General features: G+C 72.2%; 27 protein-coding genes. 16 read left to right on the plus strand and 11 right to left on the minus strand.

What is annotated here, in order from left to right; translation table 11 throughout:
- Positions 1–25: 25 nt before the first annotated feature.
- Positions 26–1225 (minus strand): Fic family protein, encoded by a 1200-nt coding sequence (locus DEJ11_RS05525; protein WP_111102911.1) that lies wholly within the window; start codon positions 1223–1225, stop codon positions 26–28.
- Positions 1226–1385: 160 nt separating this feature from the next.
- Here DEJ11_RS05525 and DEJ11_RS05530 point away from each other — a divergent pair, with 160 nt between their 5' ends.
- On the plus strand, positions 1386–2585 hold the full coding sequence (locus DEJ11_RS05530; RefSeq protein ID WP_111102912.1) for an amidohydrolase: 1200 nt from the start codon (positions 1386–1388) through the stop codon (positions 2583–2585).
- An 88-nt stretch (positions 2586–2673) separates the two neighbouring features.
- Here the strand turns inward: DEJ11_RS05530 and DEJ11_RS05535 are convergent, their stop codons facing one another.
- A complete protein-coding gene (locus DEJ11_RS05535; RefSeq protein WP_027464735.1) occupies positions 2674–3564 on the minus strand; it encodes an aminodeoxychorismate lyase in 891 nt (296 codons plus the stop codon).
- A 19-nt stretch (positions 3565–3583) separates the two neighbouring features.
- Positions 3584–3934, minus strand: a complete 351-nt coding sequence (locus DEJ11_RS05540; protein ID WP_111038858.1) for a tryptophan synthase subunit alpha — start codon at positions 3932–3934, stop codon at positions 3584–3586.
- A 64-nt stretch (positions 3935–3998) separates the two neighbouring features.
- On the opposite strand from DEJ11_RS05540, the gene DEJ11_RS05545 reads away from it, so the two are divergent.
- Positions 3999–4523, plus strand: a complete 525-nt coding sequence (locus DEJ11_RS05545) for an 8-oxo-dGTP diphosphatase (RefSeq protein WP_181440782.1) — start codon at positions 3999–4001, stop codon at positions 4521–4523.
- Positions 4524–4547: 24 nt separating this feature from the next.
- Here DEJ11_RS05545 and DEJ11_RS05550 read toward each other — a convergent pair whose 3' ends face one another.
- From DEJ11_RS05550 to DEJ11_RS05560, 3 genes are all read right to left on the minus strand, one after another.
- Entirely contained in the window at positions 4548–4835 is a 288-nt protein-coding gene (locus DEJ11_RS05550; RefSeq protein ID WP_110864711.1) for a hypothetical protein, read from the minus strand.
- Positions 4836–4851: 16 nt separating this feature from the next.
- A complete protein-coding gene (locus DEJ11_RS05555) occupies positions 4852–6153 on the minus strand; it encodes an ABC transporter permease (RefSeq protein ID WP_071405578.1) in 1302 nt (433 codons plus the stop codon).
- 229 nt (positions 6154–6382) lie between these two features.
- On the minus strand, positions 6383–8071 hold the full coding sequence (locus DEJ11_RS05560; RefSeq protein WP_027464738.1) for a cation:proton antiporter: 1689 nt from the start codon (positions 8069–8071) through the stop codon (positions 6383–6385).
- A 115-nt stretch (positions 8072–8186) separates the two neighbouring features.
- Here DEJ11_RS05560 and DEJ11_RS05565 point away from each other — a divergent pair, with 115 nt between their 5' ends.
- The 3 genes from DEJ11_RS05565 (at position 8187) to DEJ11_RS05575 (ending at position 11686) form a co-directional block, all read left to right on the plus strand.
- Positions 8187–9443, plus strand: coding sequence for an inorganic phosphate transporter (locus DEJ11_RS05565; protein WP_035807670.1), 1257 nt, complete (start codon positions 8187–8189; stop codon positions 9441–9443).
- Complete coding sequence (locus DEJ11_RS05570) at positions 9443–9739, plus strand: hypothetical protein (protein WP_111030495.1); 297 nt, start codon at positions 9443–9445, stop codon at positions 9737–9739. The genes DEJ11_RS05565 and DEJ11_RS05570 overlap by 1 nt, the downstream gene beginning before the upstream one ends.
- A 486-nt stretch (positions 9740–10225) precedes the next feature.
- Positions 10226–11686, plus strand: a complete 1461-nt coding sequence (locus tag DEJ11_RS05575) for an aspartate ammonia-lyase (RefSeq protein WP_258375292.1) — start codon at positions 10226–10228, stop codon at positions 11684–11686.
- Between the two features lie 34 nt (positions 11687–11720).
- On the opposite strand, the gene DEJ11_RS05580 is transcribed toward DEJ11_RS05575, so the two are convergent.
- Both DEJ11_RS05580 and DEJ11_RS05585 read right to left on the minus strand, forming a co-directional pair.
- Positions 11721–12806 carry a YihY/virulence factor BrkB family protein gene (locus DEJ11_RS05580; RefSeq protein WP_111102915.1) on the minus strand — a complete coding sequence of 362 codons (1086 nt, stop codon included), beginning with the start codon at positions 12804–12806 and terminating at the stop codon, positions 11721–11723.
- A 181-nt stretch (positions 12807–12987) separates the two neighbouring features.
- Complete coding sequence (locus tag DEJ11_RS05585) at positions 12988–14307, minus strand: MFS transporter (protein ID WP_111102916.1); 1320 nt, start codon at positions 14305–14307, stop codon at positions 12988–12990.
- A 69-nt stretch (positions 14308–14376) separates the two neighbouring features.
- Here DEJ11_RS05585 and DEJ11_RS05590 point away from each other — a divergent pair, with 69 nt between their 5' ends.
- The 3 genes from DEJ11_RS05590 (at position 14377) to DEJ11_RS05600 (ending at position 17906) form a co-directional block, all read left to right on the plus strand.
- A complete protein-coding gene (locus tag DEJ11_RS05590; RefSeq protein ID WP_173035534.1) occupies positions 14377–14748 on the plus strand; it encodes an FKBP-type peptidyl-prolyl cis-trans isomerase in 372 nt (123 codons plus the stop codon).
- Positions 14748–15584, plus strand: a complete 837-nt coding sequence (locus DEJ11_RS05595) for an aldo/keto reductase (protein WP_111102917.1) — start codon at positions 14748–14750, stop codon at positions 15582–15584. Before DEJ11_RS05590 ends, DEJ11_RS05595 begins: the two co-directional genes overlap by 1 nt.
- A gap of 78 nt (positions 15585–15662) precedes the next feature.
- Entirely contained in the window at positions 15663–17906 is a 2244-nt protein-coding gene (locus DEJ11_RS05600; RefSeq protein ID WP_258375294.1) for a HelD family protein, read from the plus strand.
- A gap of 150 nt (positions 17907–18056) precedes the next feature.
- Here the strand turns inward: DEJ11_RS05600 and DEJ11_RS05605 are convergent, their stop codons facing one another.
- Genes DEJ11_RS05605 through DEJ11_RS05615 form a run of 3 tightly spaced genes read right to left on the minus strand, consistent with a single transcriptional unit; the run spans position 18057 to position 20540 of the window.
- The gene (locus DEJ11_RS05605; RefSeq protein WP_111100781.1) at positions 18057–18326 is read right to left on the minus strand and encodes a protealysin inhibitor emfourin; all 270 of its coding nucleotides are present in this window, start codon (positions 18324–18326) and stop codon (positions 18057–18059) included.
- 29 nt (positions 18327–18355) lie between these two features.
- Entirely contained in the window at positions 18356–19405 is a 1050-nt protein-coding gene (locus DEJ11_RS05610) for a M4 family metallopeptidase (protein ID WP_111102919.1), read from the minus strand.
- A gap of 58 nt (positions 19406–19463) precedes the next feature.
- A complete protein-coding gene (locus DEJ11_RS05615) occupies positions 19464–20540 on the minus strand; it encodes a glycoside hydrolase family 6 protein (protein ID WP_146250022.1) in 1077 nt (358 codons plus the stop codon).
- A 182-nt stretch (positions 20541–20722) separates the two neighbouring features.
- Between DEJ11_RS05615 and DEJ11_RS05620 the strand changes: the two genes are divergently transcribed.
- The 8 genes from DEJ11_RS05620 (at position 20723) to DEJ11_RS05655 (ending at position 26015) form a co-directional block, all read left to right on the plus strand.
- A complete protein-coding gene (locus DEJ11_RS05620) occupies positions 20723–21172 on the plus strand; it encodes a VanZ family protein (protein WP_084741173.1) in 450 nt (149 codons plus the stop codon).
- Positions 21173–21272: 100 nt separating this feature from the next.
- Positions 21273–21542, plus strand: coding sequence for a 30S ribosomal protein S15 (rpsO, locus tag DEJ11_RS05625; RefSeq protein ID WP_017885935.1), 270 nt, complete (start codon positions 21273–21275; stop codon positions 21540–21542).
- A gap of 335 nt (positions 21543–21877) precedes the next feature.
- A complete protein-coding gene (locus DEJ11_RS05630) occupies positions 21878–22495 on the plus strand; it encodes a CE1759 family FMN reductase (RefSeq protein ID WP_111102922.1) in 618 nt (205 codons plus the stop codon).
- Positions 22496–22629: 134 nt separating this feature from the next.
- Positions 22630–22962 carry a hypothetical protein gene (locus DEJ11_RS05635; protein ID WP_146250023.1) on the plus strand — a complete coding sequence of 111 codons (333 nt, stop codon included), beginning with the start codon at positions 22630–22632 and terminating at the stop codon, positions 22960–22962.
- Complete coding sequence (locus DEJ11_RS05640) at positions 22959–23921, plus strand: FAD:protein FMN transferase (RefSeq protein WP_111102924.1); 963 nt, start codon at positions 22959–22961, stop codon at positions 23919–23921. Before DEJ11_RS05635 ends, DEJ11_RS05640 begins: the two co-directional genes overlap by 4 nt.
- A complete protein-coding gene (locus DEJ11_RS05645; protein WP_111102925.1) occupies positions 23921–24478 on the plus strand; it encodes a ferric reductase-like transmembrane domain-containing protein in 558 nt (185 codons plus the stop codon). Before DEJ11_RS05640 ends, DEJ11_RS05645 begins: the two co-directional genes overlap by 1 nt.
- Positions 24475–25764, plus strand: coding sequence for an NADH-ubiquinone oxidoreductase-F iron-sulfur binding region domain-containing protein (locus DEJ11_RS05650; protein WP_111102926.1), 1290 nt, complete (start codon positions 24475–24477; stop codon positions 25762–25764). Before DEJ11_RS05645 ends, DEJ11_RS05650 begins: the two co-directional genes overlap by 4 nt.
- Positions 25761–26015 carry a ferredoxin gene (locus DEJ11_RS05655; protein ID WP_258375296.1) on the plus strand — a complete coding sequence of 85 codons (255 nt, stop codon included), beginning with the start codon at positions 25761–25763 and terminating at the stop codon, positions 26013–26015. Before DEJ11_RS05650 ends, DEJ11_RS05655 begins: the two co-directional genes overlap by 4 nt.
- Positions 26016–26033 lie beyond the last annotated feature (18 nt).

Genomic DNA, 26033 nt, shown 5'->3' on the forward strand with positions numbered 1-26033 from the left:
CCACCCTATTCGCCCGCACCCCCGGTCAGGCCGCCGTGCGCTCGCGCCCGCCCACCGCCGCCTGCACCCGCCGCTCGAACGCCTCGAGCTCGTCGACCACGGCGGGCGCGACCCACGCGCGGTCACGGCGACGAACGGTGACCGGACGGAGCACTCCTGCCAGCACCAGGTCGTGGGTGACGCGCTCGACCTCGTCGGTGGTGAGCAGGGTGTCCAGGTGCGATTCGGTCAGGACGGGGTCGTCGGCGAGCGCACGGCCGACGACGGCGTGCGGGCCCGAGGCGCAGGGGCCGACGGACCGATCGGCGTCGTGCTCGGTGAGCAGCAGGGCGCTCAGCGTCGCCTCGTCGCACACCGTCCCGATCGCCAGGGCCAGGTCGACCACGAACCCGGTGACCTTGCCGTCGCGGTACTGCTCGAGGTGCCGGAAGTACCGCCGCCGATCCGCCGCGAGCGCGGTGGCCACCGGTGCCGTGACCGTGGTCGTCATCCCGCGACGCCGGAGCACGGCACCGATCAGCGCGCGCCCGATCCGACCGTTGCCGTCGGTGAACGGGTGGATCGACTCGAACTGGGCGTGGGCGATCGCGGCCTGGGCGATCGGGTGCAGGTCCACACGGTGCACGAACGCGAACAGGTCGGCCATCAGCGGTGCCACGAGCTCGGGCGGTGGTGGCACGTACACGGCGTCGCGGGGCGTGGCGCCGCCGCCGATCCAGTTCTGCACGTCGCGGTACCGGCCGGCGTACCGTCCGTCCACCGGGTCGTCGCGCGTCAGCAGGCGGTGTGCCTCGAGGAAGGAGGCCTCGGTGACGGTGCCCGAGTCCGCTCCGGACACCAGGTGCTCGACGGCGCCACCGGCCCGGACGACCGCGGTGGCCCCCGTGTTCGCGCGGATGCCGACGAGTGCCCGCGCCAGGTCGTCGATCGTCGCGGACTCGTCCTCGATCCGCGACGACGCCACGGCTTCGGTCCGGCCGAGCACGGACCCGAGCGGTGCGAGCCGGGAGCCGTGGTGGACGTCGAGGGCGCGCAGGGCCGTGGCGCTCCGGTCGAGCAGCGCGACGGTGTCGTCGTCGGGCGTCCACCGAGCCCTCGCGATGGACGGGGGCAGCGACACCCGCACGGTGGTCACCAGCCGGTCGTCACGGCACCCGCGGACGGCGCTGCGCCACGGTCGCTCGCTGCGTTCGTGCGTGGGCCAGGTGTCGCTCCGGTGTGCCATCCCGCGACGGTAGAGCCACCCGGACGCTCGACGCCAGGAATCGGTATTTCGCCCGCTCGCCGCCTGCCGCCGCGCGCCCGCCCGGCCCCGCCGCGCGCTCGTCCGCCCGCCCGCCCGCCGCCGCCCGCCCGCGCACCGCGCCCCGCGTACCGTTGGTGCCATGAGCAACTCCTTCTCGATCACCGGTGCCCACGTCGTCCCCGTCTCCGCTCCAGCCTTCGACGGCGGCGCGGTCGTCGTCGAGGACGGCCGGATCACCGCGATCGGTCCGGACGTCTCCCCGCCCGAGGGGATGACGGTCATCGACGCCGCGGGTTCGTGGCTCGTCCCCGGCTTCGTCGAGGCGCACGGCCACGTCGGCATCCACGAGGAGGCCAACGGCGAGGCCGGCAACGACACGAACGAGATGACCGCCCCGAACATGGCCGGCGTCCGCGCGATCGACGCGATCGACATCGACGACGAGGGCTTCCGGGACGCCCTGGCCGGCGGGATCACGAGCATCGTCGTCAAGCCCGGCTCCGGCAATCCGATCGGCGGGCAGAGCGTCGCCATCAAGACCTGGGGCGGCCGGACGATCGACGAGCAGCTCATCTCCGACTCGGTGAGCGTGAAGAGCGCCCTCGGCGAGAACCCGAAGCGCGTCTACGGCGGCAAGGGCCAGACACCCTCGACCCGGCTCGGCGTCGCGAAGATCATCCGCGACGCCTTCGTGGAGGCGCAGAACTACAAGGCCGCCCGCGACGCCGCAGCCGCGAAGGACGAGCCGTTCGCCCGCGACCTGACGAAGGAGACGCTCGTCCGGGTGCTCGACGGCGAGCTCGTCTGGGACCAGCACACCCACCGCCACGACGACATCGCCACCGCGATCCGCCTGTCCGAGGAGTTCGGCTACCGCCTCGTCGTGAACCACGGCACCGAGGCGCACAAGATCGCCGACGTGCTGGCCGCCAAGGACATCCCGGTCATCTACGGCCCGCTCTTCACCAGCCGCTCGAAGGTCGAGCTCCGCGACCGCGGCATCCCGAACCTCGCCACCATCGCGGCGGCCGGGGTCCGGGTCGCCATCACGACAGACGCTCCGGTGGTGCCGATCAACATGCTCGTCGACCAGGCGACCGCCGCCGTCAAGGAGGGCCTGCCCGCCCAGACCGCACTCGAGGCGCTCACCGTCAACCCGGCCGAGTTCCTCGGGTTCGGGGACCGCGTCGGTCGGCTGGCCGAGGGCTACGACGCCGACCTCGTGCTGTGGGACGGCGACCCGCTCGACGCGACCAGCCGCGCGACGCGCGTCTGGATCGACGGCAAGTCCGTCTTCGCGTGGGCCGACGGGGCCGGCGTCACCACCCCGCGCTGGTAGCGGGTGCAGAGCCGGGAGGCCCGGATCGCGACGTGCGTGCGAGTTGCGATCCGGGCCTCCAGGCCGTTGCGCCGGGGGCGCCGCGTGCTCAGACCTCGCGCGCCAGCAGGAAGTCGTTGATGCGCGTCGTGAGCTCCGCGTCGATCGGCCGCGCGTCGCCGTTCACCGAACGGATCGGCGCAGCCTGCCGCACGCTCGACACGAGCCAGAGCGCGTCCGCCGCCGCCAGGTCGGCGAGCGTGACGAGTTCGTAGGCGGTCTCGATGCCCTCCTGCTCAGCGAAGCGGAACACGTCGGCCTGCGTCGTGCCGGCCAGGATCCCGATGTCGGTGCGGGGCGTGACGAGCCGGTCGCCGACCTTCATGATGAGGTTGGCGCGCGTGCCCTCGAGCACGTAGCCGTCGCTCGAGACGAACAGGGCGTCGTCGGCGCCGCGGCGGACGGCCTCGCGCAGGGCGGCCATGTTGACGCCGTACGACAGCGTCTTCGCGCCTTGCAGCAACCACGGCGAGGTGCGCTCGACGTCGTGCCGGTACCCGCGGTCCAGGACGACGACGGAGATGCCCTCGGTGCGGGCGGCCGTGGAGTCGCCCGACGGCGCGGCGTAGACCCACCCGGTCGGGCGGTCGGTGCCCTCGACACCACGGGTCAGGACGGTCTTGGCGAAGGCCTCGCGCACCGGGTCGAGGCGGGCGCAGACGGCTTCGATGGCCTGGCGCCAGGCCTCCGGGTCGGGCGCGGGCAGGTCGAGCATCGCGGCGGAGCGGCCGAAGCGGGCGAGATGCGCCTCGAGGGCCTGGGGCCGACCGTCGATCACCGTGATCGTCTCGAACACGCCGTCGCCGCGCGTGACGCCGAGGTCCTGCACCTGCACGTGCTCCTCGAGCGGCTTCGCCCAGGTGAAGGCGTCCGCCGCGGGGTCGTGCGGCGCGGCGTCGCGGGAGGGCTGGTTGAGGACGGCGAGCACGGTTTCGGTCATGCGTCCATCCAACCGCAGCTCAGCCGGCTTCGGGCAGCGCGCCCAGCAGCTTCCACACGGCGGGCGTCAGCTCGGGGTGCTGCAGCGCGATCCGGCGCAGCCGGTGGTACTCCTCGCCCAGCTTGGTGCCCTGCCCGGACGCCGGGTGGCTCGACCACTGCGCGTGCCGCTTGCCGATCGCCTCGTCCAGGTCGACGGCATCCGCGCGCAGGATCAGCACGACCTGCTCGTCGACGGTGGGGAGCGTCGGCATGAACTCCCACGGGTCTTCGCCCTGACGACTGCGGTGCTCGACGAGCATCGAGATCTCCTCGGCGGCCTCGGCGCGCAGCACTTCGAGGCTGCGCCCGGTCCTGCGGGGCTCAGCCATGGTGCCCCCGCAGCACGCCTGCCATGGGAAAAGCGTACGACACTCCATCGGTCACACTGGACGCGTGACCCTTCGCGACGAGAGCAAGTCCCAGCATCCCCGGGTGGTGGTCGTGTACCTGCTGCGCGACGGCGAGGCGGGCCCCGAAGTGCTGCTGGGGGAGAAGCGCCGCGGTCTCGGCACGGGCCGTCTGGTCGGCCCCGGCGGCAAGCGCGAGCCCGGTGAGTCGGCGGTCGAGACCGCCGTGCGCGAGGTGCGTGAAGAGGTCGGCCTGCGGCTCGACGCGGTCGACCTGGAGGCCCGTGGCACGTTGGACTACCGGTTCCCGTACCGACCGTCCTGGTCCCAGGTCTCGGACGTCTTCGTCTGCCGCCGCTGGCAGGGAGACCCGTCGGGCTCCGACGAACTGGAGCCGCGGTGGATCCCGGTCGACACCGTGCCCTACGACGCGATGTGGGACGACGCCCGCTACTGGTTGCCGGGGGTGCTCGCGGGCGGCAACGTCCGGGCGCGCTTCACGTTCGCCGAGGACGACGCGACGGTCGCCGGGTTCACCGGGACGGGCGTCGGCGCGGGCGTGGGTGAGTAGCTGCTTGCTGCTTGCTGCTTGCTGCTAGCGCGGCTGCTGGGTGCGGGTGCTGCCGGTGCGCGCTTCCTCGGCGGCGGCCATGACGTCGGCGTCGCCGCTCCGGCCACCCAGGGGCCGCACGAAGAAGTCGATGATGCCGACGACGATCGCGCCGATCATCGAGAACATCGCCCACCCGACGAACAGCCCGGCGGTGCCGCGGCCGTCGGCGGGCGCGAGCAGGACGCTCGCGGCGTAGAAGCCGACCGTCATCACGAGGAACACGACGACGACGGTGATGAGGACGCGGTGCCAGGTGATGCGCGGGTTCATCCGATCAGGATACGCGTCAGCGGTCGGCGTGCTTGCCGTGCGGAGCCGCCGCTGGTCGCGGTTCCTTCCGGTTCGCGGGGCGCTGCACGGCGATGCGACCGGTCGGCGTCGCATCCGGCTCGAGGCCGTCGCGACCGCCGGTGAAGACGTCACCACCGGTGCGGTCGTCCTCCCAGTCGTCGTCCCGCAGCACGCTCAGGGTGCCGGTCTCGGTGGAGGTCAGGCCGTGGCGCTCGAGCTCGGCGTCGCGCTGCCCGCCGAGGAACTCGCGGTTGGCGGTGTTGGCGTCCTGGAACATCGTGGTCCGGCCGGTGACGATCGCCCGGATCCGTCGGCGCTCCCACCACTTCTTGCCGAAGTACATCAGCACCAGGCCGGCCGTGGCGTAGCAGGCCATCGTGATCAGGCCGCGGGCCGGGCCGGGGCCGACGCCGTAGACCTGGTGCTTGATCATGTCGACCATGCTCGAGCCGACGACGACGTTGTTCAGCCAGGCGAAGGGCTCGGGCATGAACCACTTCGGGTAGGCGCCGCCGGACGACGGCATGGACAGGAAGACGAAGCAGATCATCGCGGGTGCGGCGATGAACCGGCCGACGAAGTAGCTCAGGCCGTTCACCGCCAGGCCGATCGCCACGATCCAGCCCCAGGCGATGAGCACGAGCTGGATCCAGTGCCCGTGGATGGCGCCGAGCACGGGCCCGGCGAGCGTGTTCGTGATGAGCGAGATGACGAGGCCGCCGACGACGATGACCGTCATCCGGGTGCGGTGCCGGAGCGGGCCGCCCATGATGCCGATGAACATCGCGACCATGTAGCCGCCGATGCACCACGCGAGCATGACGTACATCGCGACGGTGCCGTACTCGTCCCAGGCGGGCAGCGGTGCGAGCTCGGTGACCTTCGGGGTCGCCACGCCCAGGCCGGTCAGTACCGCGGTGAGGGTGGCCGGGACGAGGCTCGCGACCTGGAACTGGTGCGCGCTCGCCTTGAAGAACTCGTTCGCAGCGGGGTCGTACGCGACCGCCATCGAGCCACCCACCACGTCGCGCTTCGCCTGCGCGAGCGAGTCGTACGTGTGGAACACGAACTCGCCGGGCAACGCCTGCTGCACCGCCTGCACGAACGCCGGGTCGCTGCCGATCAGGGCGATCGGGACGTCGTGCGGGTGCGGGGCGTGGAACGCGAAGACGTAGCACAGGCAGAACCCGACGATGAAGAACAGCGGCATCCAGAGCTGCAGGCCGATCAGCTGCAGCGACGGGTGCAGGGTCGAGTACCACCGGCGGTAGGCGCCGTGCTGCTGGGGCGCGGGCACCGGAGCCTGTCGCCGGGGTCCCGAACGCGTGTGCCCGGCGACCTTGCCGCCACGACGCGGCTTGGTCCCACGTGCGGAGGGCCTGGTCCCACGCGGCTTCGGCGGCGTGGGACGAGAACCGCCGGGGCGCTCCGGTCCGTCGTCGTTCCTGGGGACGTCGTTCCGCGGCGTGCTCACTCGGCGCTCTGCTCCTGCTCTCGATCGGAGCGCCAGGATACGCCCGGGGTGCTCAGGAGCGACTGCGCGACGCCTGCGCCGAGTCCATCGCGAGCTCTTCCGCGTCGAGGGTCACGAGCACGCGGCGCATGACCTCCTCGTCGAGGTTCCCCTTCTCCCGCTCCTCGAGCACGATCTCGCGGCGGCGGTCGAGGAGCTCGCGCCGGATGTCCTGGATCTGCGAGCCACGCAGGCGCAGTGCGACGTTCCGCCCCTCGTCCTCTTCTTCCTCGGCGTCCTGACGGAACGTCTCGGCCTGACGCTCGAGTCGCGCCTTCAACCGGTTCACCACCGAGTCGACGGCCTCCGAGCCGTACTGCTTCGCCCATGCCGGGCGCCGCTTCTCGAGCAGCTCGATCGCGGCCTCGGTGGTGCGCTGGTTGAGCCGCATCTCGCTGCGCACGTCCTCCTCGCCCTCGGCCGGGTCCTGCACCTTGAGCGCGCGGATGACGAACGGCAGGGTGAGTCCCTGCAGCAGCAGGGTGCCGACGGTGACGAAGAAGGCGATGATGAAGATCGTGTCCTGCGCCGGGATCTGCGTCGGGCTCGCCACGACGGAGACCGCGGCCGCCAGGGTCACCACGCCGCGCATACCCGTCCACGAGATGACGGTGAGCTCCCGCCAGTTGAGCTTCGGCTCCGCGGAACCGCGCATCCACCGCAGAGACGGGTGCCCGCGGGACAGCTTGATCCGCAGCGGCCGGAGCCACTTCCCGTTGAACCGGTTGCGCGCGTAGGACTCGAACACGAACAGCGGCCGGACCAGGATCACCACCGCGAGCACGACGGCCGCGGCGGTGAGCGTCTGCCCGAGGCTCCGCTCGCTCTCGACCAGGTCCTGCACGACGGTGTTGAGCTGCAGGCCGATGAGCGCGAACACGAAGCCCTCGAGGATGACGTCGATGCTCGTCCAGAGCGGACGCTCCTGCAGGCGGGTCGCGTAGCCCTCCTTCGGCGAGTTGTAGCCGATGTACAGGCCCGCAGTGACGACCGCGATGACCCCGGAGCCGGACAGGTCCTCGGCGAGGATGTAGGCGACGAAGGGCAGCAGGATGCTCATGATCGTCTCGACCACGGGGTCGTTGATGCGCATCCGGATCCAGTGCACGACGACGCCGAGCACGATGCCGACGACCAGACCGACGCCGATCGCCAGGCCGAAGATACCGAGGTCCTGCCAGATGGTCAGCGACGTGCCCGCGATGATGAGCGTGAACACCCGCACCAGGGTCAGCGAGGCCGCGTCGTTGATCAGGCTCTCGCCGGACAGCACGGTCATGACGCGGCGGGGGAGTCCGAGCTTCCGGCCGATCGCGGCGGCGGACACCGCGTCCGGCGGGGCGACGATCGCGCCGAGCAGGATCGCCGCCGGCAGCGTCATGTCCGGGATGAGCAGGTACGCCACCCCGCCGACGACCAGGGCGGTGACGATCACCAGGAAGATGCCGAGCCGTCGGATCTGCTTGATGGAGCCGCGGAAGCTCTGCCACGACACGTCGAGGGCCGCCGAGTAGAGCAGCGGCGGCAGGATCACCGTGAGGATGACCTCGGAGTCGATCTCCATGGGCGGCAGCCCGGGCAGGAACGAGGCAGCCAGGGCGACCGCCGTGACGAGCAGCGGAGCGGGGAGTCCCTTGGCCCGGGCGAACCCCGTCACCGCGAGCGATCCGATCAGCAGGATGAGGAGCTCAGCGGTGTCCATGGACGCATTCTCCCATCGGCATGGTTCCGAAGCTGAACGAGTGTGAAGCTGCGGTGAACAACAGGTTGCCGATCAGGTTTGCTCGATGGGCCGACGCCTGGGACACTTGCCCGCGGTGGACATCACACTCATAGTCGTCCTGGTCATCGCGTTGGCCCTCTTCTTCGACTTCACAAACGGTTTTCACGACACCGCCAACGCGATGGCGACCCCGATCGCGACCGGCGCCATGAAGCCCAAGGTGGCGGTCACCGTCGCTGCGGTGCTCAACCTGGTCGGTGCGTTCCTCAGCACCGCCGTGGCGACGTCGATCTCGCACGGGTTGATCAACGAGGGGCCCGGTGGCGTCGCCATCAGCCCCGAGATGATCTTCGCGGGCCTGATCGGGGCAGTCGTCTGGAACATGATCACGTGGCTCCGCGGGCTGCCGTCGTCGTCGTCGCACGCGCTGTTCGGCGGGCTCATCGGTGCCGCGATCGTCGGTGCCGGGTTCCAGTCGGTCAACTACGTCGCGCTGCTGACGGTGGTGATCATCCCGGCGTTCGCCTCGCCCGTGATCGCCGCGCTCGTGTCGTTCCTGTCGACGCGCATCGCGTACCGGATCACGAAGCGTCCGGTGTTCCCGAACGAGCGCGGCGGGTTCCGCATCGGGCAGGTCTTCACCAGCTCGATGGTGTCCCTGGCGCACGGCACCAACGACGCGCAGAAGACGATGGGTGTCATCACGCTGACCCTCATCGCCTCGGGCGCGCAGTCGTCGAACCAGGGCGTGCAGTTCTGGGTCGTCGTCGCCTGTGCCCTCGCGATCGCCCTCGGTACCTACACGGGCGGCTGGCGCATCATCCGCACCCTCGGCTCGGGCATCACCGAGATCCGTGCGACGCAGGGCTTCGCCGCCGAGGCCTCGACCGCTGCGACGATCCTCGCGTCCAGCCACCTCGGCTTCGCGCTGTCGACCACGCAGGTGTCCTCGGGCTCGATCATCGGTGCCGGTCTCGGCCGCCGCGGCTCGAAGATCCAGTGGTCGACCGCCGGCAAGATCGTCATCGCCTGGTTCATCACCCTGCCCGCGGCCGCCGCGGTCGGTGCGGTCGCCTCGGGCATCGCCCGCCTCGGCGTCATCGGGCTCGTGCTCGACGCCGTGATCGGTGCCGTCGTGATCCTCGGCCTGTACCTGTGGTCGCTCCGCAAGCCGCACGAGCAGGCCTCCGCGATCGAGGTCGACGTCGCCGCGAACGCGGTCCTGACCCGCAAGGAGCTGCGTGACATGCAGCGCAAGAAGCGTGCCGACGCGGTCGCCCAGCGTCGCGCAGAACTGAGCCGCGAGCGCACGCTCCGTCGCATGGCGGCCCGCAAGGGAGGCCGTCGCTGATGGGCATCGACTGGTTCGCATTCCTCACCGTGGCGCTCGTCGCCGTGGTCTCGTCGTGCTTCGTCGTCGCCGTGTACTCGGTCGGCCTCCGTCTCTGGAGCGCCGCCGACACCCGCGAAGGCAAGTTCACCGTGAAGGAGGACGGCACGATCGGCCCGGCCACCGCCGGCTTCCCGAACCCGGCCGGAGCCTCGGCGGCCGCACGCGCACTGCGCGCCGCGGCCATCGCGTGCTTCGTCGTGTGCGGCGCCGTCGTGCTCTACGGCATCTACCTCATCGTCCCGCAGTTCCACTGACGGGCACGCTCACCGTGTGAGCAGAAGACGCCGTGTCGCCCCTCGCGACCCGGCGTCTTCTGCTCACTCGTCGCGCGTTCGCCGCGCCCGCGGCGCGGGCGGCGCGCTTGGTGAGCAGAAGATGTCGGGTCCCCGTCCGTGACCCGACCACTTCTGCTCACGGAGCGCGCGGGCGGACGGACGGGAGGCCCGTGGCGGCCTGGCACCGGGCCTCCAGGCCGTCGCGGGCGAGCGGGCGAAATGCCGCCGTGCGTGGCTGAAGTGACCCCGGCATTCCGCCCGCTCGCGCGGGCGGCGCGCTTGGTGAGCAGAAGATGTCGAGTCCCGCAGCGCGAGCCGACATCTTCTGCTCACGAAGTGCGCGGGCGGGTCGGACGGGAGGCCCGTGGCGGCACGCCGCCCGCTCCGCCCAGCCCCGGCGCGTTCCCGGACCGGCCGGACGGACGGGACTAGCCTCGACGTGTGACCGGCAACGAGGAGGCACCTGTGACGACGACGACGCGGACCGAGAGCGACTCGCTGGGATCACGGGAGGTCCCGAACGACGCGTACTGGGGCATCAACACGTTGCGGGCACTCGAGAACTTCCCGATCACCTCCGTGCCGATCGCCGTGTACCCGGACCTCATCGAGGCGCTCGTCACCGTGAAGCAGGCGGCGGCGCGGGCGAACCGGGCGATCGGTGTCCTCGACGAAGAGCGCGCCGACGCGATCGACCGCGCGGCGCAGGAGGTCCGCGACGGGGCACTCCGCGAGCAGTTCGTCGTCGACGTCGTGCAGGGCGGCGCGGGGACGAGCACGAACATGAACACGAACGAGGTGCTCGCGAACCGGGCCCTCGAACTCTTGGGCCGTGAGCGGGGCGACTACGCGTACCTGCACCCGATCGACCACGTGAACCGCAGCCAGTCCACGAACGACACGTACCCGACGAGCATCAAGATCGCGATGATCTTCGGGGTCCGTCGTCTGATCGTGCAGCTCGAAGAACTGTCCGCGGCGTTCGCCGAGCGGGGCCGCGCCTTCGCCGACGTGCTGAAGGTGGGCCGGACGCAGCTGCAGGACGCCGTGCCGATGACCCTCGGGCAGGAGTTCACCGGGTTCTCGCACACGATCCAGGAGGACGCGGACCTGCTCCGCAAGGTGATGCCGCTGCTCGCCGAGATGAACCTCGGCGCGACGGCGATCGGCACCGGGATCACCGCGGACCCGCTCTACCGCGACGAGGTCCGTCGGCAGCTGCAGGAGGCGAGCGGCATCGACGTCGTCACCGCCCCCGACCTCATCGAGGCGACGAGTGACGCCGGTGCGTTCATGACCCTGTCCGGCACGGTGAAGCGCAGCGCCGCGAAGCTCTCGAAGATCTGCAACGACCTGCGGCTGCTGTCGTCCGGCCCGCAGGCGGGTCTCGGCGAGATCACGTTGCCGGCTCGCCAGGCCGGTTCGTCGATCATGCCGGGCAAGGTCAACCCGGTGATCCCCGAGGTCGTGAACCAGATCGCCTACGCGGTCGCCGGGGCGGACACCACCGTGACGATGGCGGCGGAGAGCGGGCAGCTCCAGCTCAACGCCTTCGAGCCGATCATCGCCCACTCGATCCTGCAGTCGCTGCAGTGGATGTCCCGCGGCTGCGCGACCCTGCGTGAGCACTGCGTCGTCGGCATCGAGGCGAACGAGGCGAAGCTCGCGGCCCAGGTCGACACGAACGTCGGTGTCGTCACCGCGCTGACGCCGTACATCGGGTACGCGGCGGCTGCGTCGATCGCGCACACGGCGCTGACCACCTCGACGCCGATCTCGACGCTCGTCGTGGCCGCGGGCCTGATGGACGAGGACCAGGTCATGCGGGTGCTCAGCCCGGCACGGCTGTCGGGCATCGAGCTGGCGACGGGTGCGATCCCGATCATCACCGAGGAGATGCTGGACGCCGAGGCGCGCAAGCGCTGACGCGGCGCGTGCAAGCGCCGCGCGCACACCCCCGTCAGGGCAGCGGCCGCTCGCCCACCCGCACCTGCTGCGCCATCGCCCGCAGGCGCTCCTCGCCCGGGGTCAGCTCGGCGTCCTCTTCCTCGGCCACCCGCGCGGCCTCGGCCCGTACGTGCTGGGCGGCCGCGATGTCCTGGTCCCGCCAGCGCGCGAGCGTGAAGTTCCGCGTGACGTCCCGCAGCGGCAGCCGGATCGACTCGTCCGCCTCGATGCCGGCGAGCAGCTGCCGCATCCGGATCACCTCGGAGTCGAGCTCCCCGCCGACCACGAGCACGAAGTTCGAGATGTACAGGTACACGAGCAGCAGGATCGCGCCACCGAGCCACCCGTAGGCGCGGTTCCCGCCGCCGAGGGTCTCCACGTAGAGCGCGAACCCCACCGTGGCGATGGCCCAGGTCACGATCGCGAACGCGGCACCGGCCGACACCCACCGCAGCTGCGGGGTCTTCACGTTCGGCGTCGCGTAGTAGAGCACCGCCACCATCACGACGAGGTCGGCCGCGAGCACCGGCCACTTCACCACGTTCCACACGTCGTCGATCCAGGGCGCCCAGCCGAGCTGGCGGATCACCGCCTCGGAGATCGTCGGCGTCCCGAGCAGGATGACGATGGCGACGGCACCGCCGACCATGACGAGCAGCGTGACGAGGAGCATCATGCTGCGGAACTTCCAGATCCGCCGGCCCTCCTCGACCTCGTAGGCGGTGTTCATCGCCCGTCCGAACGCCGTCGCGTAGCCGGACAGTGACCAGAGCGTCAGCACGACGCCGATCGTGAACCCGAGCCACGGGTTGTCCAGGGTCAGCAGCTGCCGGAGCGGCCCCTCGAGGTGCTGGGCGGTCTCCGGCCGGACGATGAACCCGAGGACCTCGACGATGTCGGTCAGGCTGTCGCCCTTGCGGTCGACGATCGACAGCGCCGACACGACCGCCAGCGCGGTCGGGAACACCGTCAGGAGCGCGAAGAACGTCAGCGACGCGGCCGCGTCGACGACGCGGTGCCGGATGACCGAGTGGTAGGTGCGCCGCACGACGGCGCGGACTCCCGTCCGCTGGAGGTCGCGCGATGCGCTGTCCGGCATGTGTCGTACGGTACCCGACACCTGACGGCCTGGAGGCCCGTGGCGGGCCCGCCCCGCGCCTCCCGTCCGCCCTTCGGTCGCGTCGCGAGCCCCTGCAAGACACCGGTGTTCACGCTCCGCACCGCGGGACGCGGGTGTTCGACGTGCGAACACCGGTGTCTTGCGCACCAGGACCGACCGGTCAGTTGGCGTGCGGGTGCAGGGCGTCGTAGCGGCGGAACGACGGGACCATCCGGAGGAGCAGCGCGACGAGGCCGATGATCAGCACGCCGCCGATGACCGGCGGGTACGCGATGCCGGCCGCGACGACCAGGCCGGCGTACAGGTCACCGAGCCGCGGGCCGCCCGTGACCACCACGATGAAGATGCCCTGCAGCCGACCGCGCATGCCGTCCGGCGACGCCGCCTGCAGGATCGTGTTCCGGAACACCGAGCTGACGTTGTCCGCGCCACCGGCCATCGCCAGGAACAGCGCCGCGAGCCCGATCGCCGGCAGGATCTCGACGCCGAACGCCTCACCCGAGCGGCCGCCGAGCACGTGCGCCAGCGCGATGACCACACCGAACGCCGCGATCGCCCCGCCGTACGCCGTGATGGCCCAGCCGACGGCCTCACCCTGGCGTCGGACGTGCCCGAGCGGCCCGGAGAACACGCTCGACAGCAGCGCACCGATCGCGTACGCGGCGGTCAGGGTGCCGACGGTGATCGACCCGCCGCCGATGACGAGCGCGCCGATCGCGGGGAACAGCACACGCGGCTGCCCGAAGGTCATCGCGATGATGTCGAGCACGAACGTCATCGTGATGTTGCGCGATCGCCGCAGGAACTTCGCGCCCTCGATGAGCGAGCCGAGCCCCGGCCACAGTGCGTCGTGGTCGGCGGCCATCCGCGGCAGCGTGAACACCCCGAGGAACGCGAACGTGAACAGCACGACGTCGATCGTGTACGTCGGCGCGAACCCGACGGTCGCGATGAGCACGCCGGCGATCGCCGGGCCCACGGTGACCTGGAACCCGGACGCGATCCCGCCCAGGGCGCTCGCCGCGGGCAGCAGGTCGGTGCCGACGAGCCGGGGGACGATGGCCGAGCGGGAGGCGTTGCTGACGGTGGCGGCCACGGCGTTCACCGTCGCGAGCACGTAGAGCAGTGCGACGCTGTGCAGGTCGAGCCAGGCGTGCGTGGCGATCAGGGCGACGGCGACCCACGCGATGATCGACGACACGAGCGCGACGAGGCGTCGGTCGAAGGCGTCCGCGAGCATGCCGCCGTACAGGCCGGCGACGATCATCGGCACGAGCGCGATGACACCCACCAGGGCCACGGCGAAGGTCGAGCGGGTGATCTCGTAGACCTCGAGCCCGACGGCGACGGTGGTCATCTGGGTACCGATGCCGGCGATCGCCGTGCCGGCCCAGAGCCGGGCGAAGGCGGGGGAGCGGCGGAGCGGGGTGAGGTCGGCGAGCAGGCGGCGGCGCGGCGGTGCGGGAGTCGATGGTGTCACGGTGGAACCATTCTGCGGGCTGGACGCTCGTTGCGCGTGCCCGGTGCGCGCTCTGGTTGACTGATCGGCATGACTGACCTGAACAGCAAGCCCGAGTTCGACGCCCCCGAGGGCCCCGCCCCCACCGAGCTCGTCATCACCGACATCGTCGAGGGCTCCGGCGAGGAAGCGTCCGCCGGCTCGACCGTCAAGGTCCACTACGCCGGGGTCGAGTACGAGACCGGCGAGGAGTTCGACAGCTCCTGGAACCGCGGCGAGCCCATCGACTTCCCGCTCGCGGCCCTGGTGCGCGGGTGGCAGGAGGGCATCCCCGGCATGAAGGTCGGCGGACGCCGCAAGCTCGTCGTCCCGCCGGAGCTCGCCTACGGCCCTGCCGGTGGTGGCCACTTCCTGTCCGGCAAGACCCTCATCTTCGTGATCGACCTGCTCGGGGTCCGCTGATGCAGGTCGGTGCCCCGACGATCGAGCTGAACGACGGCCACCGGTTCCCGGAGCTCGGCCTCGGCACCTACGGCCTGAACGGCGACGAGGGCGCTGCGGCAGTCGGCACCGCGATCGCGAGCGGCTACCGGCTGCTCGACACGGCGCTGAACTACGGCAACGAGGACGCCGTCGGCAAGGCGGTCCGTGAGTCCGAGGTGGCGCGCGAGGACCTCGTCGTCACGTCGAAGCTCCCCGGCCGGCACCACGGCTACGACGAGGCGCACCGCTCGATCGACGAGACCCTCGGCAACCTGGGGCTCGACCACGTCGACCTGTACCTGATCCACTGGCCGAACCCGTCGGTGGACAGGTTCGTCGACACCTGGAAGGCGTTCGTCGACCTCCGCGACAGCGGGAAGGTCCGCTCGATCGGCGTCTCGAACTTCACGCCGGAGCACCTCCGCCGCATCGTCGATGCCACCGGGGTCGCCCCGGCCGTCAACCAGGTGGAGCTGCACCCGTACTTCCCCCAGGCGGAACTGCGGAAGGTGCACCAGGAGCTCGGCATCGTGACCGAGAGCTGGAGCCCGCTCGCGAAGCGGTCGGAACTGCTCACCGAGCAGCCGATCGTCGCCGCCGCCGCCGCGCACGGTGTGGCCCCCGGCCAGGTCGTGCTGCGCTGGCACGTCCAGCTCGGTGCCGTGCCGGTGCCGAAGTCGGGTGACGCCGCCCGCCAGAAGGAGAACCTCGACGTCTTCGGCTTCGAGCTGACCGACGACGAGGTGCAGGCGATCTCCGCGCTCGAGCGCGGTCGTCTGTGGGACGGCGACCCGGACACGCACGAAGAGATGTGACTCCGACGCGACCCTTCGGGGACAGCGGGGCTCCCGGTGGGCAGTACACTGGTTCCCCCTCTTCCCGAAGGGTTGCGTGTGTCCGAACCGACCGAGATCGACCGTGAACGCGGCTACGTCGACGGCCTCTTCCGTCGTCTCGACGAGCTGACCGCCGAGGCCGAACAGCGCCTCGCCGAGACCCGCCGACAGGCGGTCGGCGGGAACCACCAGAGCCGCAGCGAGCGCGACGCGTACGCGCGGCTCTACGAGGACACCGTCGCGACGCTCGAGCGGGTGGGGGACCGTCTGGTCTTCGGCCGGCTCGAGGTCGCCGAGCCCGACAACCCAGACGACACCTTCCGGTACATCGGCCGGGTGGGGCTGCGCGACGCCGAGCACCGGCCGCTGCTGCTCGACTGGCGCGTCCCCGGTGCGAGCGCCTTCTACCAGGCCACCGCCGCGCACCCGATGGGCATGCGCTCCCGTCGGCACCTGTCCCTGCAGGGCCGTCGCGTGGTCGGCGTCGAGGACGAGGTGTTCGACGCCTCGCTCTACGACGACGAGCGCACCCACCTGCAGGGCGAAGGAGCACTGCTCGCCGCGGTGACCGCCGAGCGCACCGGCCGGATGACCGACATCGTCGCGACGATCCAGGGCGAGCAGGACCGCATCATCCGCTCCCCGCTCGAGGGCGTGCTCATCGTGCAGGGCGGCCCCGGTACCGGCAAGACCGCCGTGGCGCTGCACCGCGCGGCCTACCTGCTCTACTCCTACCGCGAGCGGCTGCGGGGCTCCGGCGTGCTCATGGTCGGCCCGTCGCCGGCGTTCCTGACGTACATCGAGCAGGTGCTCCCGTCGCTCGGCGAGACCGGTGTCGTGATGGCGTCGCTCGGCTCGCTCTACCCGGGCGTGCACGCGACGACGCACGACACCCGCGACGTCGCCGCCGTGAAGGGCGCCGCGCAGATGGCGTCCCTGCTGCGCCGGGCCGTGCGCTCGCGCCAGGTCGTGCCGACCGAGTCGGTCACGCTCGACATCGAGGGCGAGCGGCTCGTCGTGCCGCCGCAGCTCGTCGCCGACGCCATGAAGCGTGCGCAGGACCGCGGCAAGCCGCACAACGCCGCCCGCGTCACGTTCAACAAGACCGCCCTCGACGCGATGACCCGCCTGCTCGCCGAGCAGCTGCGGGAACGCGGCACCACGGTGGACGAGGCCGACGAGAAGGTCCTGCGCGAGGACATCCGGAGTTCGTACGACGCCCGCGTGCTGCTCAACACCGCGTGGTTGCCGCTGCCGCCGGAGAAGTTCCTCGAGGACCTCTACGCCCGGCCGAACTGGCTCGCCTCGCTCACCCCCGACTGGACCCCGGAGCGCCGAGCCCTGCTGCAGCGCGCCCGAGGCGCAGCCTGGACCGTCGAGGACGTCCCCCTGCTCGACGAGGCCGCCGAACTGCTCGGCCCGTTCGACCCGACCGGCGGCGCCGCCAAGCGCGCGGCGAAGGCCAGCCGGAACCGCGACATCGAGAACGCCCGCCAGGCCATCGAGAACATGGGCGTCGAGGGCATCGTCAGCGCCGAGCAGGTCGCCGGCTCGTTCGCCGAGGGCGGCGACCCCCGCTCCACCGCCGAGCGCGCCGCCGACGACCGCGAGTGGACCTACGGGCACATCGTCGTCGACGAGGCGCAGGAGCTCTCGCCGATGCAGTGGCGCGTGCTCGCCCGCCGCAACCCGCTGCGCTCGTTCACGATCGTCGGCGACATGGCGCAGGGTTCATCGCCGGGTGCCGCGCGCACCTGGGACGACGTCATCGGGGCGCTCGCGCGTCGCCGACGCGGCCGTGCGCCGCAGGTGCCGCTCGACCACCGCATCGAGCAGCTCACGGTCAACTACCGCACCCCGCGCTCCATCGTGGAGGCCGCCGGGGCCTTCGCCGACGGTGCCGGCCTCACCGTCACCCGCAACGAGGCCGTGCGTGACGGTGACCCGGTCGAGCGCGTCCGCGTCGCCCGGGCCGACCTGCTCGACACCGTCGTGGCGGTCGCGGACGCCGAGCGTGCCCGGATCGGCTCCGGCACCATCGGCGTCATCGTCCCCGAGGCCCAGGTCGACACGGTCCGGCAGCGGCTCGCCCGCACCGAGGCGGACGTCCGGGGCCTCGCCTCGCCGAACGCCGGCTCGCTCACGGTGCTGACGGGTGCGGACGCCAAGGGCCTGGAGTTCGACGGCGTGCTGCTCGTCGACCCGGACGGCGTGGGTGCCGACGCCGCCCGCGCCGCCGCCGCGGTGTACGTCGCGATGACGCGTCCGACCCGTCGCCTGACGGTCATCGACGTCGACTGACGGTCGCGCGCGTGTCCCCGCGCACTTCGTGAGCAGGAACGGTCGGGTCCGTCGGTCCCACGCGACCGTTCCTGCGCACGATCGGTGGGCGGTGGCGTCCCCGCGGGGCGGACGGGAGGCCCGGTGCGGGCCCGCCACGGGCCTCCCGGCTCAGGTCGGGTCGCCCTCGGACCGCACCCGCGCGACGAGGTCGGCCCACGGACCGTCGAGGCGGCGTCCCGGGATCGTCACGGTGGTGCGCTCGACGGTGATCGTCCAGCTGAAGTCGTCGGGGACGGGCGGTGCCGTCGGTGCCGGGGTGCGCCGCAGCGCGTCGACGACGTCGGACCACGCCGTGGGGTCGCTGCTCGTGTCGGTGTCGACCCGCCAGCGCCGTGTGGTGCCGGCGAAGCCCCCGGAGCGGCGGACCTCGATGCGCATGCCCTCGACGCTACGCCCGGGTGGCGCGATCAGTCGAGGACGCCCACCCGCTGCCAGGCCTGACGGACCGCGGTCTGCTCGGCGGAACCGTCCCCGAACCGCCGCCCGGCCGCGTCGACGGTGACGGCGGCGAAGCCCGCGAAGTCGATCGAGGCGGTCACCTCGGCCGACGTCAGGGCGTCCCACCAGACGGCGCCGGCACCCAGCCACGCGGGGCCGCCGATGGCCGTGGCCGCCAGGAAGAACGCGTGGTTCGGGATGCCGGAGTTCGTGTGGACCCCGCCGGCGTCGTCCGTGGTGACGACGAAACCGGCCATGGTCGCCGGCTGCGGGTCCTTCCCGAGCACCGGGTCGTCGTACGCGGTGCCGGGGGCCCGCATCGACCGGAGCGCGTCGCCCTGCACTGCGTCGGTGAACAGCCCCTCGCCGATGAGCCAGCTCGCCTGCTCCGCCGTCTGCCCCGCCGCGTACTGGGCGACCAGGGAACCGAAGACGTCGCTGATCGACTCGTTGAGGGCACCCGACTGGCCCTGGTAGGTCAGGTCGGCGGTGTACTGCGTGACGCCGTGCGCGAGCTCGTGGCCGATGACGTCGAGCGCGACGGTGAAGCGGCGGAACACCTCGTCGTCGCCGTCGCCGAACACCATCCGGTTGCCGTCCCAGTAGGCGTTGTCGTAGTCCTGGCCGTAGTGCACGGTCGCGTCGAGGGGGAGCCCGGCGCCGTCGATCGACACCCCGCCGAACACCTCGAGCCAGAAGGCGTGCGTGGCGCCGAGGCCCGCGTACGCCTCGTCGACCGCGGCATCACCGGAGTCGGCGTCGCCCTCGCCCCGGACGACGGTGCCGGGCAGCGTCGTGGTGCCGCGCGCGTCGGTGATCGTCCGCTGCGGCGAGCGGTCGACGGCACCGCTGACGCTGCGCGGTGCGACCAGGTGCGCGTGCTTCGGCGCCTGCACGGCGTCGAGGGAGGCCAGCGCAGTGCGGGCCGCCGAGGCCGCCCGGGGGAACGCATCGGCACCGGCGACGGCGCGGAGCAGGTAGGGCGGGACGACGGAGCGGATGCGGTCGGTCGCGGTCATGCGCACATGCAACCACCGGGTACCGACACGGCCCTGCGCGGGCCGTCTCGTGGCGGGGTCAGTCGCGCTTGCGGTGCTCGACGAGGGCCAGCGCGTACGACTCCCACCACTGGCCGGCCGCGGGGCCGCCGTTGCAGGTGCCGTCGCTGAGCCCGGGCGTCTTCACCCAGAGCAGGGCGTCGAGCCGGGTGCTGCCGCCGGTGACGTGCGGCTCCTGGCCGAGGCCGGCGCCCTCGGGGTTGCACCAGGTTCCCCGCCACCCCTGCCCGTTGCGGGAGACGTCGATGACGAAGTGCGGGTCGCCGCCGATCGCGTCGGCGAGCTCGTCGGCGTACGCGCGCTCCTGGTCGACCCGGTAGAAGTTCGACACGTTCGTGAAGAACCCCTGCACCTCGTCGACGCCGGCCTGCCGCAGCCAGTCCGCCATGGTGGCGGTCGGCACACGGTTCTCGTTGCCGCCGTCCAGGTACACGGTGAGCCCGTGGCCGGTCAGCGCGTCGACGGCCTTCCGCAGCAGGGGCAGGCGTTCGTCGCGCAGCCGCTCGCAGTTCTGGATCTGGGCGATCGAGTCGGGCTCGACGAGCACGACGGCGTGCGAACCGGCCATCGCCCGGACGGCGGACCGGACCCACGGCAGGTAGGCGTCGTCCTCGGTGCCGCCCTTCGAGTAGCTGCCGCAGTCGCGGTCCGGGATGTTGTAGAGGACGAACACGGGGGTGCCACCGCGTTGCTCGGCCGTGCTGACCACCGACCGGATCGTGGAGCGGGTCTCGGCCCGCGAGGTGTTCGTCAGCCACGTCGCGATCGGCTGGTCGGCGATCACCGCGATCTGCTCGGCGGTCTGGGTGTCACCGTCGGCACGGGCCTGGCGCTCCCGGAGGCCGGCCTGGTTCACGGCGGTCGGCTGGCGCGCGAGCCCGCCCGGGAACGCCTCGGCCGCGGACTTCCGCTCGGCGACGCTGCGGCCGCTCGGGGTACGGTCACCGTCCGGCGGGCCGCCGTTCCACGGGCCGACGACCACGAGGGTCGTGACGACCGCGGCGACGACGACGGCCGCAGCGGCGATCCACCCCCACTGCCGCAGGCCGCCGGTGCGGTTGCGGCGTGGGGTGCTGGGTGCCTCGTGCTCCGGCATGCTGCGGTGCTCCTGATCTGACCGTGCGGTGTCGGTGGTGCGGGCACCGATCGCGCCCGGACCCATGCTGACAGGTGCGGGGGAGTCCTGACCAGCGCCGATCCGCGATCGCCCAGGTGTCGTACCGACGGCTGACAGGAGCGCTCCAGCGACCGCGCAGGACCGTGCAGCACACTGTGCGGATGTTCCGTCGACTCCTCCTCCTCGCCCTGACCGCGGGCTACGCCTGGGTGATCTGGCGGATGACGCTGACCCCGCAGGTCTTCACGTCGGCCCAGAACTCCCTCGTGCTGCACGCGATCGCCTGGGTGCAGCAGCTGCCGCACGGTGCCTGGTTCACGTACGAGCGCACCGAGTTCCTCGCCAACATCGCGATGTTCGTGCCCGTGGGGATGCTCGCGGCGCTGTGGTTGCCCCGGCGCTGGTGGATCCTCGGCGCGCTCGTCGCGGTCGCCCTGTCCACGGGCATCGAGTTCGCGCAGGCCACCTACCTGCCGTACCGCGTCGCGGACCCGCGCGACGTGCTGTCGAACGGCCTCGGCGGACTGCTCGGCGCGACGCTGGTCGGACTCGTCCGCAGCCTGCTGCCGGAGCGTCGTCGCCGGCGCCGTCTGCACCCCAGGACCGCCTAGGACTCTGGTAGTCTTGTGCGGTTGCCGTCGAACGGCCGCGGACAAAGAGCGCTCGTGCATCAGGCACGAGCACCGCGCAACGGACAGGAAGGGGATCACCATGGCACTTGACGCACAGGTCAAGCAGGAGATCATCGAAGAGTACGCGACCCACCCGGGCGACACCGGATCCCCCGAGGTCCAGGTCGCCGTTCTGACGCGTCGTATCAACGACCTGAACGAGCACCTCAAGGAGCACAAGCACGACCACCACTCGCGTCGTGGCCTGCTCCTCATGGTCGGTCAGCGTCGCCGTCTCCTCGGCTACCTCTCCGACGTCGACATCGCCCGCTACCGCACGCTCATCGAGCGCCTCGGCCTGCGTCGCTAGTCGACCGACACACGCTTGACCGAACGCCCCGGTCCTCTTCGAGAGGACCGGGGCGTTCTTCGTTCCGCGGGGCGTTCGGCGCTCGGCGGGGCCCCGCTCAGTCCGCATTCCGTCCTCGGTCGGTCGCGAGGTCGGTCACGACACCTCGCCTGCGCTCGTCCCGCGGTCACGACTCGTCGGCCACCACGGTCCCACTCGACACTTCGTGACCGCTCCGCAGTCAGCGCGCGGGGAGTCGTGACCGATCGGCACGCTGTTCGATGGCGGGAATGGTTGCGAGGGCAACCCGGTTGGATGCTATGTTCATGCAAACGCATCGAAAGTCGGGAAGCATCATGACCACCATCGCCGTCGTCTCCGCCGGACTCTCCGAGCCCAGCTCCACCCGCCTGCTCGCCGACCGTCTGGGCGAGGCCGCCGTGGCGTCGCTCGTCGCCGAGGGCACCCCGGCACACGTCGTGCACGTCGAACTCCGGCCGCTCGCGCACGAGATCACCGACGCGATGCTCACCGGCTTCGCGGCTCCGGCGCTCTCCGCAGCGATGGCCGCCGTGGTCGAGGCCGACGCCGTCGTGTTCGTCACGCCGATCTTCACCGCGGGCGTCAGCGGACTGGCGAAGTCGTTCCTGGACTTGCTCGACAAGGACTCGTTGGCCGACATGCCCGTCCTGCTCGGGGCCACCGGCGGGACCTCGCGGCACTCCCTCGCGATCGACCACGCCCTCCGGCCGGTTTTCGCGTACCTGCGTGCGGCGATCGTGCCCACCGGGGTGTTCGCCGCGACCGACGACTGGGGGACCGACGGTGACGCGGCCGCCCTGGACGGTCGCATCCGCCGGGCCGGAGCCGACCTGGCCTGGGCGATCCGGGCCTCCAGGCGGGCCCCGCAGGAAGCCGACGCGCTTCCCGCGACGCCGGACTTCGCGAGCCTGCTCGGCGGCCTCGGTCACTGATCCGCGTCCCACCGCCGTCGACGGGAGCGCGTGCTCTTAGACGGACCACAGGGTTCGTACGGTCGGTGCGCGGCGGGTGCGCGGCTGGCTCATCGGTGCCCTCGGGAACCTCGTCATGACGACGAGGAGCACCGATGGACACCAGAGGCAGCGGCAGGCGATCCGCACGGATCACGAGTGCGCTCGTCAGCGTGGGCGGGCTCGTGGTGGCGATGGTCACCGGTGCGGGGCTCTGGCTCGGGCACGAGCAGGCGAGCACGAGCACGAGCAGTGACACGAGCACGAGCAGCTCCAGCAACAGCGACTCCAGCAGCAGCGAGTCCAGTAGCAGTGCCGACACGAGCACCGACTCGTCGACCCAGCCGACCGACTCCGCCACGACCGACTCCGGCACCAGCAACTCGGACACCGGCGTCTCGCAGGGCACCACCGGCGGGACCTCCGACACCACGACGACGGGGTCGTGACCGTGCGCGCCGCCACCGAGTGGGACCTCTGGACCACGACCGCCCGGGTCGTCCTCGACCACCGGGACCGTCGGCACCTCGCGGACGCGGAGTCCTGCGTCCGGCAGGTCACCTCCGCCGTCGACGCCGCGTGCAGCCGCTTCCGCGACGACTCCGAACTCACCGCACGCGCCGACGACCTGGTGCGTGGCGCCGAGGTGTCGCCGCTCCTCGCCGCACTGGTGCACCAGGCCCTCGACGCAGCCCGGCTCTCCGACGGTGACGTCGACCCCACCCTCGGGCGCCGGATGGTGTCCCTCGGGTACGACACCGCCTTCGCCGACGCCCGGCCGGTCCCGTCGCCCGAGGCCCTGTCGCGTGCACTCGACGACCGTCCGGCGTGGCAGCGCATCCTGCTGTCGGGCACGTTCCTGCGCATCCCCGAGGGCGTCACCCTCGACCTCGGTGCCACGGCGAAGGCCGCTGCCGCCGACATGGCCGCGGCGAGCATCACCGCACGGCTCGGCATCGGGGCGCTGGTGTCCCTCGGCGGTGACGTCGCGACCGCCGGCCCGGATCCGTCCGGCGGCTGGCAGGTGCGGGTGGAGGACCTCGAGGGTGACCCGGTCGACCACGTCCGGATCGCCTCGGGCTGGTCCGTGGCGACCTCGAGCACGCAGAAACGCCGCTGGGAGCAGGACGGCACCGCCCGGCACCACATCCTCGACCCCCGCTGGGGTCTGCCCGCCGAGCCGGTCTGGCGCACGGTGACCGTCGTCGCCCCGTCGTGCACCACGGCCAACACGATGACGACGGCCGCCGTGGTGCGCGGTCGCACCGCCGCCGAGTGGCTCCGGCAGAGCGGTCGCGCCGCCCGCCTCGTCGCCGCCGACGGCACGGTCGTGCGGCTCGGCGGCTGGCCCGACGACCGAGGCGCCGACGGCCAGCGCGCCGACGACGACCGATCGGCGGTCGCCTGATGGACACCGCGCTCTGGGTGATCGGCCGGGGCTTCGGGGTCACCGCTGTCCTGCTCCTCACCCTCACGGTGCTCCTCGGCATCGTCACCAGGGGCGGACGACCGCTGCCCGGGCTGCCCCGGTTCGCCGTACAGCTCGTGCACCGGGACGTCGCCCTCGCCGCCACCGTGTTCGTCGCGGTGCACGTGGGTTCGCTGCTGCTCGACACCGAGGCCGAGCTGCGCCTCCTCGACACGGTCGTGCCGTTCGTCGGCGCCGACCGGTGGTTCTGGCTGGGGCTCGGCACCCTGGCCGTCGACCTGCTCGTCGTGCTCGTCGTCACCGCACTGCTCCGCCGTGTGATCGGGCCGCGGGCCTTCCGCGCGGTGCACTGGGCGGCCTACGCCATGTGGCCGATCGCCCTGGCCCACGCGGTCGGCACCGGGACCGACGGCACCTCCGCGTGGTTCCTCGTGCTCGCCGGCGTCTGCACCGCGGCCGTCGTCGGCGCCGTCGTCTGGCGCTGCACCGCCCGTGTCACCGAGTTCCGTTCCGCGAAGCTGGAGGTCGTCCGATGACCCTGACCCACCCCCGCACCGTCGTCCCACCCACCGGCACCCGACGGCTCCTGGCCGCACCCGGTCCGGCCCGCACCGACCACGAGGACACCTTCGGCCCGCTGCCGCAGCTCGGCCCGTGGCTGGTCGACGAACTCGGCCGCGCCGGCGTCGACGGCCGCGGCGGAGCCGGGTTCCCGCTCGCCCGGAAGCTCGCCGCCGTGACCGTCCGCGGCCGCCGTCGGGGTCGGAGTGCGCCCCTCGTGGTCGCGAACGCCGCCGAGGGGGAACCCGCCAGCCGCAAGGACGCCGTCCTGCTCGAGCGCGCACCGCACCTGGTGCTCGACGGCATCGTCGTCGCGGCCGCCGCGGTCGGTGCGTCCGAGGCAGTGCTCGCCACGAGCGACCAACTCGCCGGTCCGGTCCGCCGGGCACTGGCGGAACGCACCGACCGCGGCGGCGACCGCGGCACCGACCGCGGCGGCGACCCCGTGCCGATCAGCCTGCGGGTCCTGCCCCACGCCTCCTTCGTCTCCGGGGAGGCGAGCGCCCTCGCCTCGGCCGTCGCCGGTGGCCGGGGTGTGCCCGAGGACCGCGTGGTGCGGCTCGCCGAACGGGGCCCGAGCGGGCGACCGACCCTGGTGTCGAACGTCGAGACCCTCGCCCAGGCAGCACTCGTCGTGCGCTTCGGGGCGGCGTGGGCCCGGGGCGTCGGCAGCCCGAGTGCCCCCGGCACCCGGCTCGTCACGGTGAGCGACGTGACGGACCCGACCACCGCGGTGGTGCTGGAGACCGCCGGGGGTGCGCCGCTCGGGGAACTGCTGCGGGCCTCCCGGCTGCCCGTGACCGATCCGGCGCACACACGCGCCGTACTGGTCGGCGGATGGGGCGGGACGTGGCTGCCGGCCGCGGCCCTCGACACGTCGTTCGACCCCGAGGGACTGGCTCGGTGGGGTGCCGCGCCCGGGGCCGGGGTGCTCGCCGTGCTCGATGACCGGACCTGCCCGATCGCGGTGACGGCACGGCTGGCGGCGGCGCTCGCCGGAGCGTCGGCCGGACGGTGCGGACCCTGCGTGAACGGACTGCCGCGGATCGCCGACGTCGTCGGGGACCTGGCCTCGGGGCGAGCAGCGGGGGACCTGGCGGGAGAGGTGCGTCGGGTCGCCGCGCTGGTGGACGGTCGTGGGGCGTGTCACCACCCGGACGGGGTGGCGCGGATGGTGCGGAGCGCGCTCGACGTGTTCCACGACGACGTGCAGGCGCACCTCGGTGGCCGGTGCCTGCTGCGACGCGGGGGTGCGCGGTGAGCGGGGGCGTCGGCGCGGGTGCGGGCGACGTCTCGCTGCACGTCGACTGGACGCGCTGCCGGGGCCGGGGGTTGTGCACGGAACTGTTCGCCGAGCGGCTCGAGCGCGACGAGTGGGGCTACCCGATCGCCCGGGCCGGCACCCCCGGTGCCGGCACCCGCGACGTCCCGGTCCGTCCGCACGAGCGGGCCGCTGCGGCCGACGCCGTCGCGATGTGCCCCCTGCAGGCGCTCCGACTGGTGGAGCGGTGAGCAGCCGGCGACCGGCGC

This window comes from Curtobacterium sp. MCLR17_058 (genome assembly GCF_003234705.2).
Classification (GTDB): Bacteria; Actinomycetota; Actinomycetes; order Actinomycetales; family Microbacteriaceae; genus Curtobacterium; species Curtobacterium flaccumfaciens.

What these genes read in the sequence shown, in the direction of transcription:
- DEJ11_RS05525 (WP_111102911.1), bottom strand. Translation starts at nt 1,225, where the DNA reads ATGGCACACCGGAGCGACACCTGGCCCACGCACGAACGCAGCGAGCGA.
- DEJ11_RS05530 (WP_111102912.1), top strand. Translation starts at nt 1,386, where the DNA reads ATGAGCAACTCCTTCTCGATCACCGGTGCCCACGTCGTCCCCGTCTCC.
- DEJ11_RS05535 (WP_027464735.1), bottom strand. Translation starts at nt 3,564, where the DNA reads ATGACCGAAACCGTGCTCGCCGTCCTCAACCAGCCCTCCCGCGACGCC.
- DEJ11_RS05540 (WP_111038858.1), bottom strand. Translation starts at nt 3,934, where the DNA reads ATGGCTGAGCCCCGCAGGACCGGGCGCAGCCTCGAAGTGCTGCGCGCC.
- DEJ11_RS05550 (WP_110864711.1), bottom strand. Translation starts at nt 4,835, where the DNA reads ATGAACCCGCGCATCACCTGGCACCGCGTCCTCATCACCGTCGTCGTC.
- DEJ11_RS05560 (WP_027464738.1), bottom strand. Translation starts at nt 8,071, where the DNA reads ATGGACACCGCTGAGCTCCTCATCCTGCTGATCGGATCGCTCGCGGTG.
- DEJ11_RS05570 (WP_111030495.1), top strand. Translation starts at nt 9,443, where the DNA reads ATGGGCATCGACTGGTTCGCATTCCTCACCGTGGCGCTCGTCGCCGTG.
- DEJ11_RS05580 (WP_111102915.1), bottom strand. Translation starts at nt 12,806, where the DNA reads ATGCCGGACAGCGCATCGCGCGACCTCCAGCGGACGGGAGTCCGCGCC.
- DEJ11_RS05590 (WP_173035534.1), top strand. Translation starts at nt 14,377, where the DNA reads ATGACTGACCTGAACAGCAAGCCCGAGTTCGACGCCCCCGAGGGCCCC.
- DEJ11_RS05595 (WP_111102917.1), top strand. Translation starts at nt 14,748, where the DNA reads ATGCAGGTCGGTGCCCCGACGATCGAGCTGAACGACGGCCACCGGTTC.
- DEJ11_RS05605 (WP_111100781.1), bottom strand. Translation starts at nt 18,326, where the DNA reads ATGCGCATCGAGGTCCGCCGCTCCGGGGGCTTCGCCGGCACCACACGG.
- DEJ11_RS05610 (WP_111102919.1), bottom strand. Translation starts at nt 19,405, where the DNA reads ATGACCGCGACCGACCGCATCCGCTCCGTCGTCCCGCCCTACCTGCTC.
- DEJ11_RS05615 (WP_146250022.1), bottom strand. Translation starts at nt 20,540, where the DNA reads ATGCCGGAGCACGAGGCACCCAGCACCCCACGCCGCAACCGCACCGGC.
- DEJ11_RS05620 (WP_084741173.1), top strand. Translation starts at nt 20,723, where the DNA reads ATGTTCCGTCGACTCCTCCTCCTCGCCCTGACCGCGGGCTACGCCTGG.
- rpsO (WP_017885935.1), top strand. Translation starts at nt 21,273, where the DNA reads ATGGCACTTGACGCACAGGTCAAGCAGGAGATCATCGAAGAGTACGCG.
- DEJ11_RS05630 (WP_111102922.1), top strand. Translation starts at nt 21,878, where the DNA reads ATGACCACCATCGCCGTCGTCTCCGCCGGACTCTCCGAGCCCAGCTCC.
- DEJ11_RS05635 (WP_146250023.1), top strand. Translation starts at nt 22,630, where the DNA reads ATGGACACCAGAGGCAGCGGCAGGCGATCCGCACGGATCACGAGTGCG.
- DEJ11_RS05645 (WP_111102925.1), top strand. Translation starts at nt 23,921, where the DNA reads ATGGACACCGCGCTCTGGGTGATCGGCCGGGGCTTCGGGGTCACCGCT.
- DEJ11_RS05650 (WP_111102926.1), top strand. Translation starts at nt 24,475, where the DNA reads ATGACCCTGACCCACCCCCGCACCGTCGTCCCACCCACCGGCACCCGA.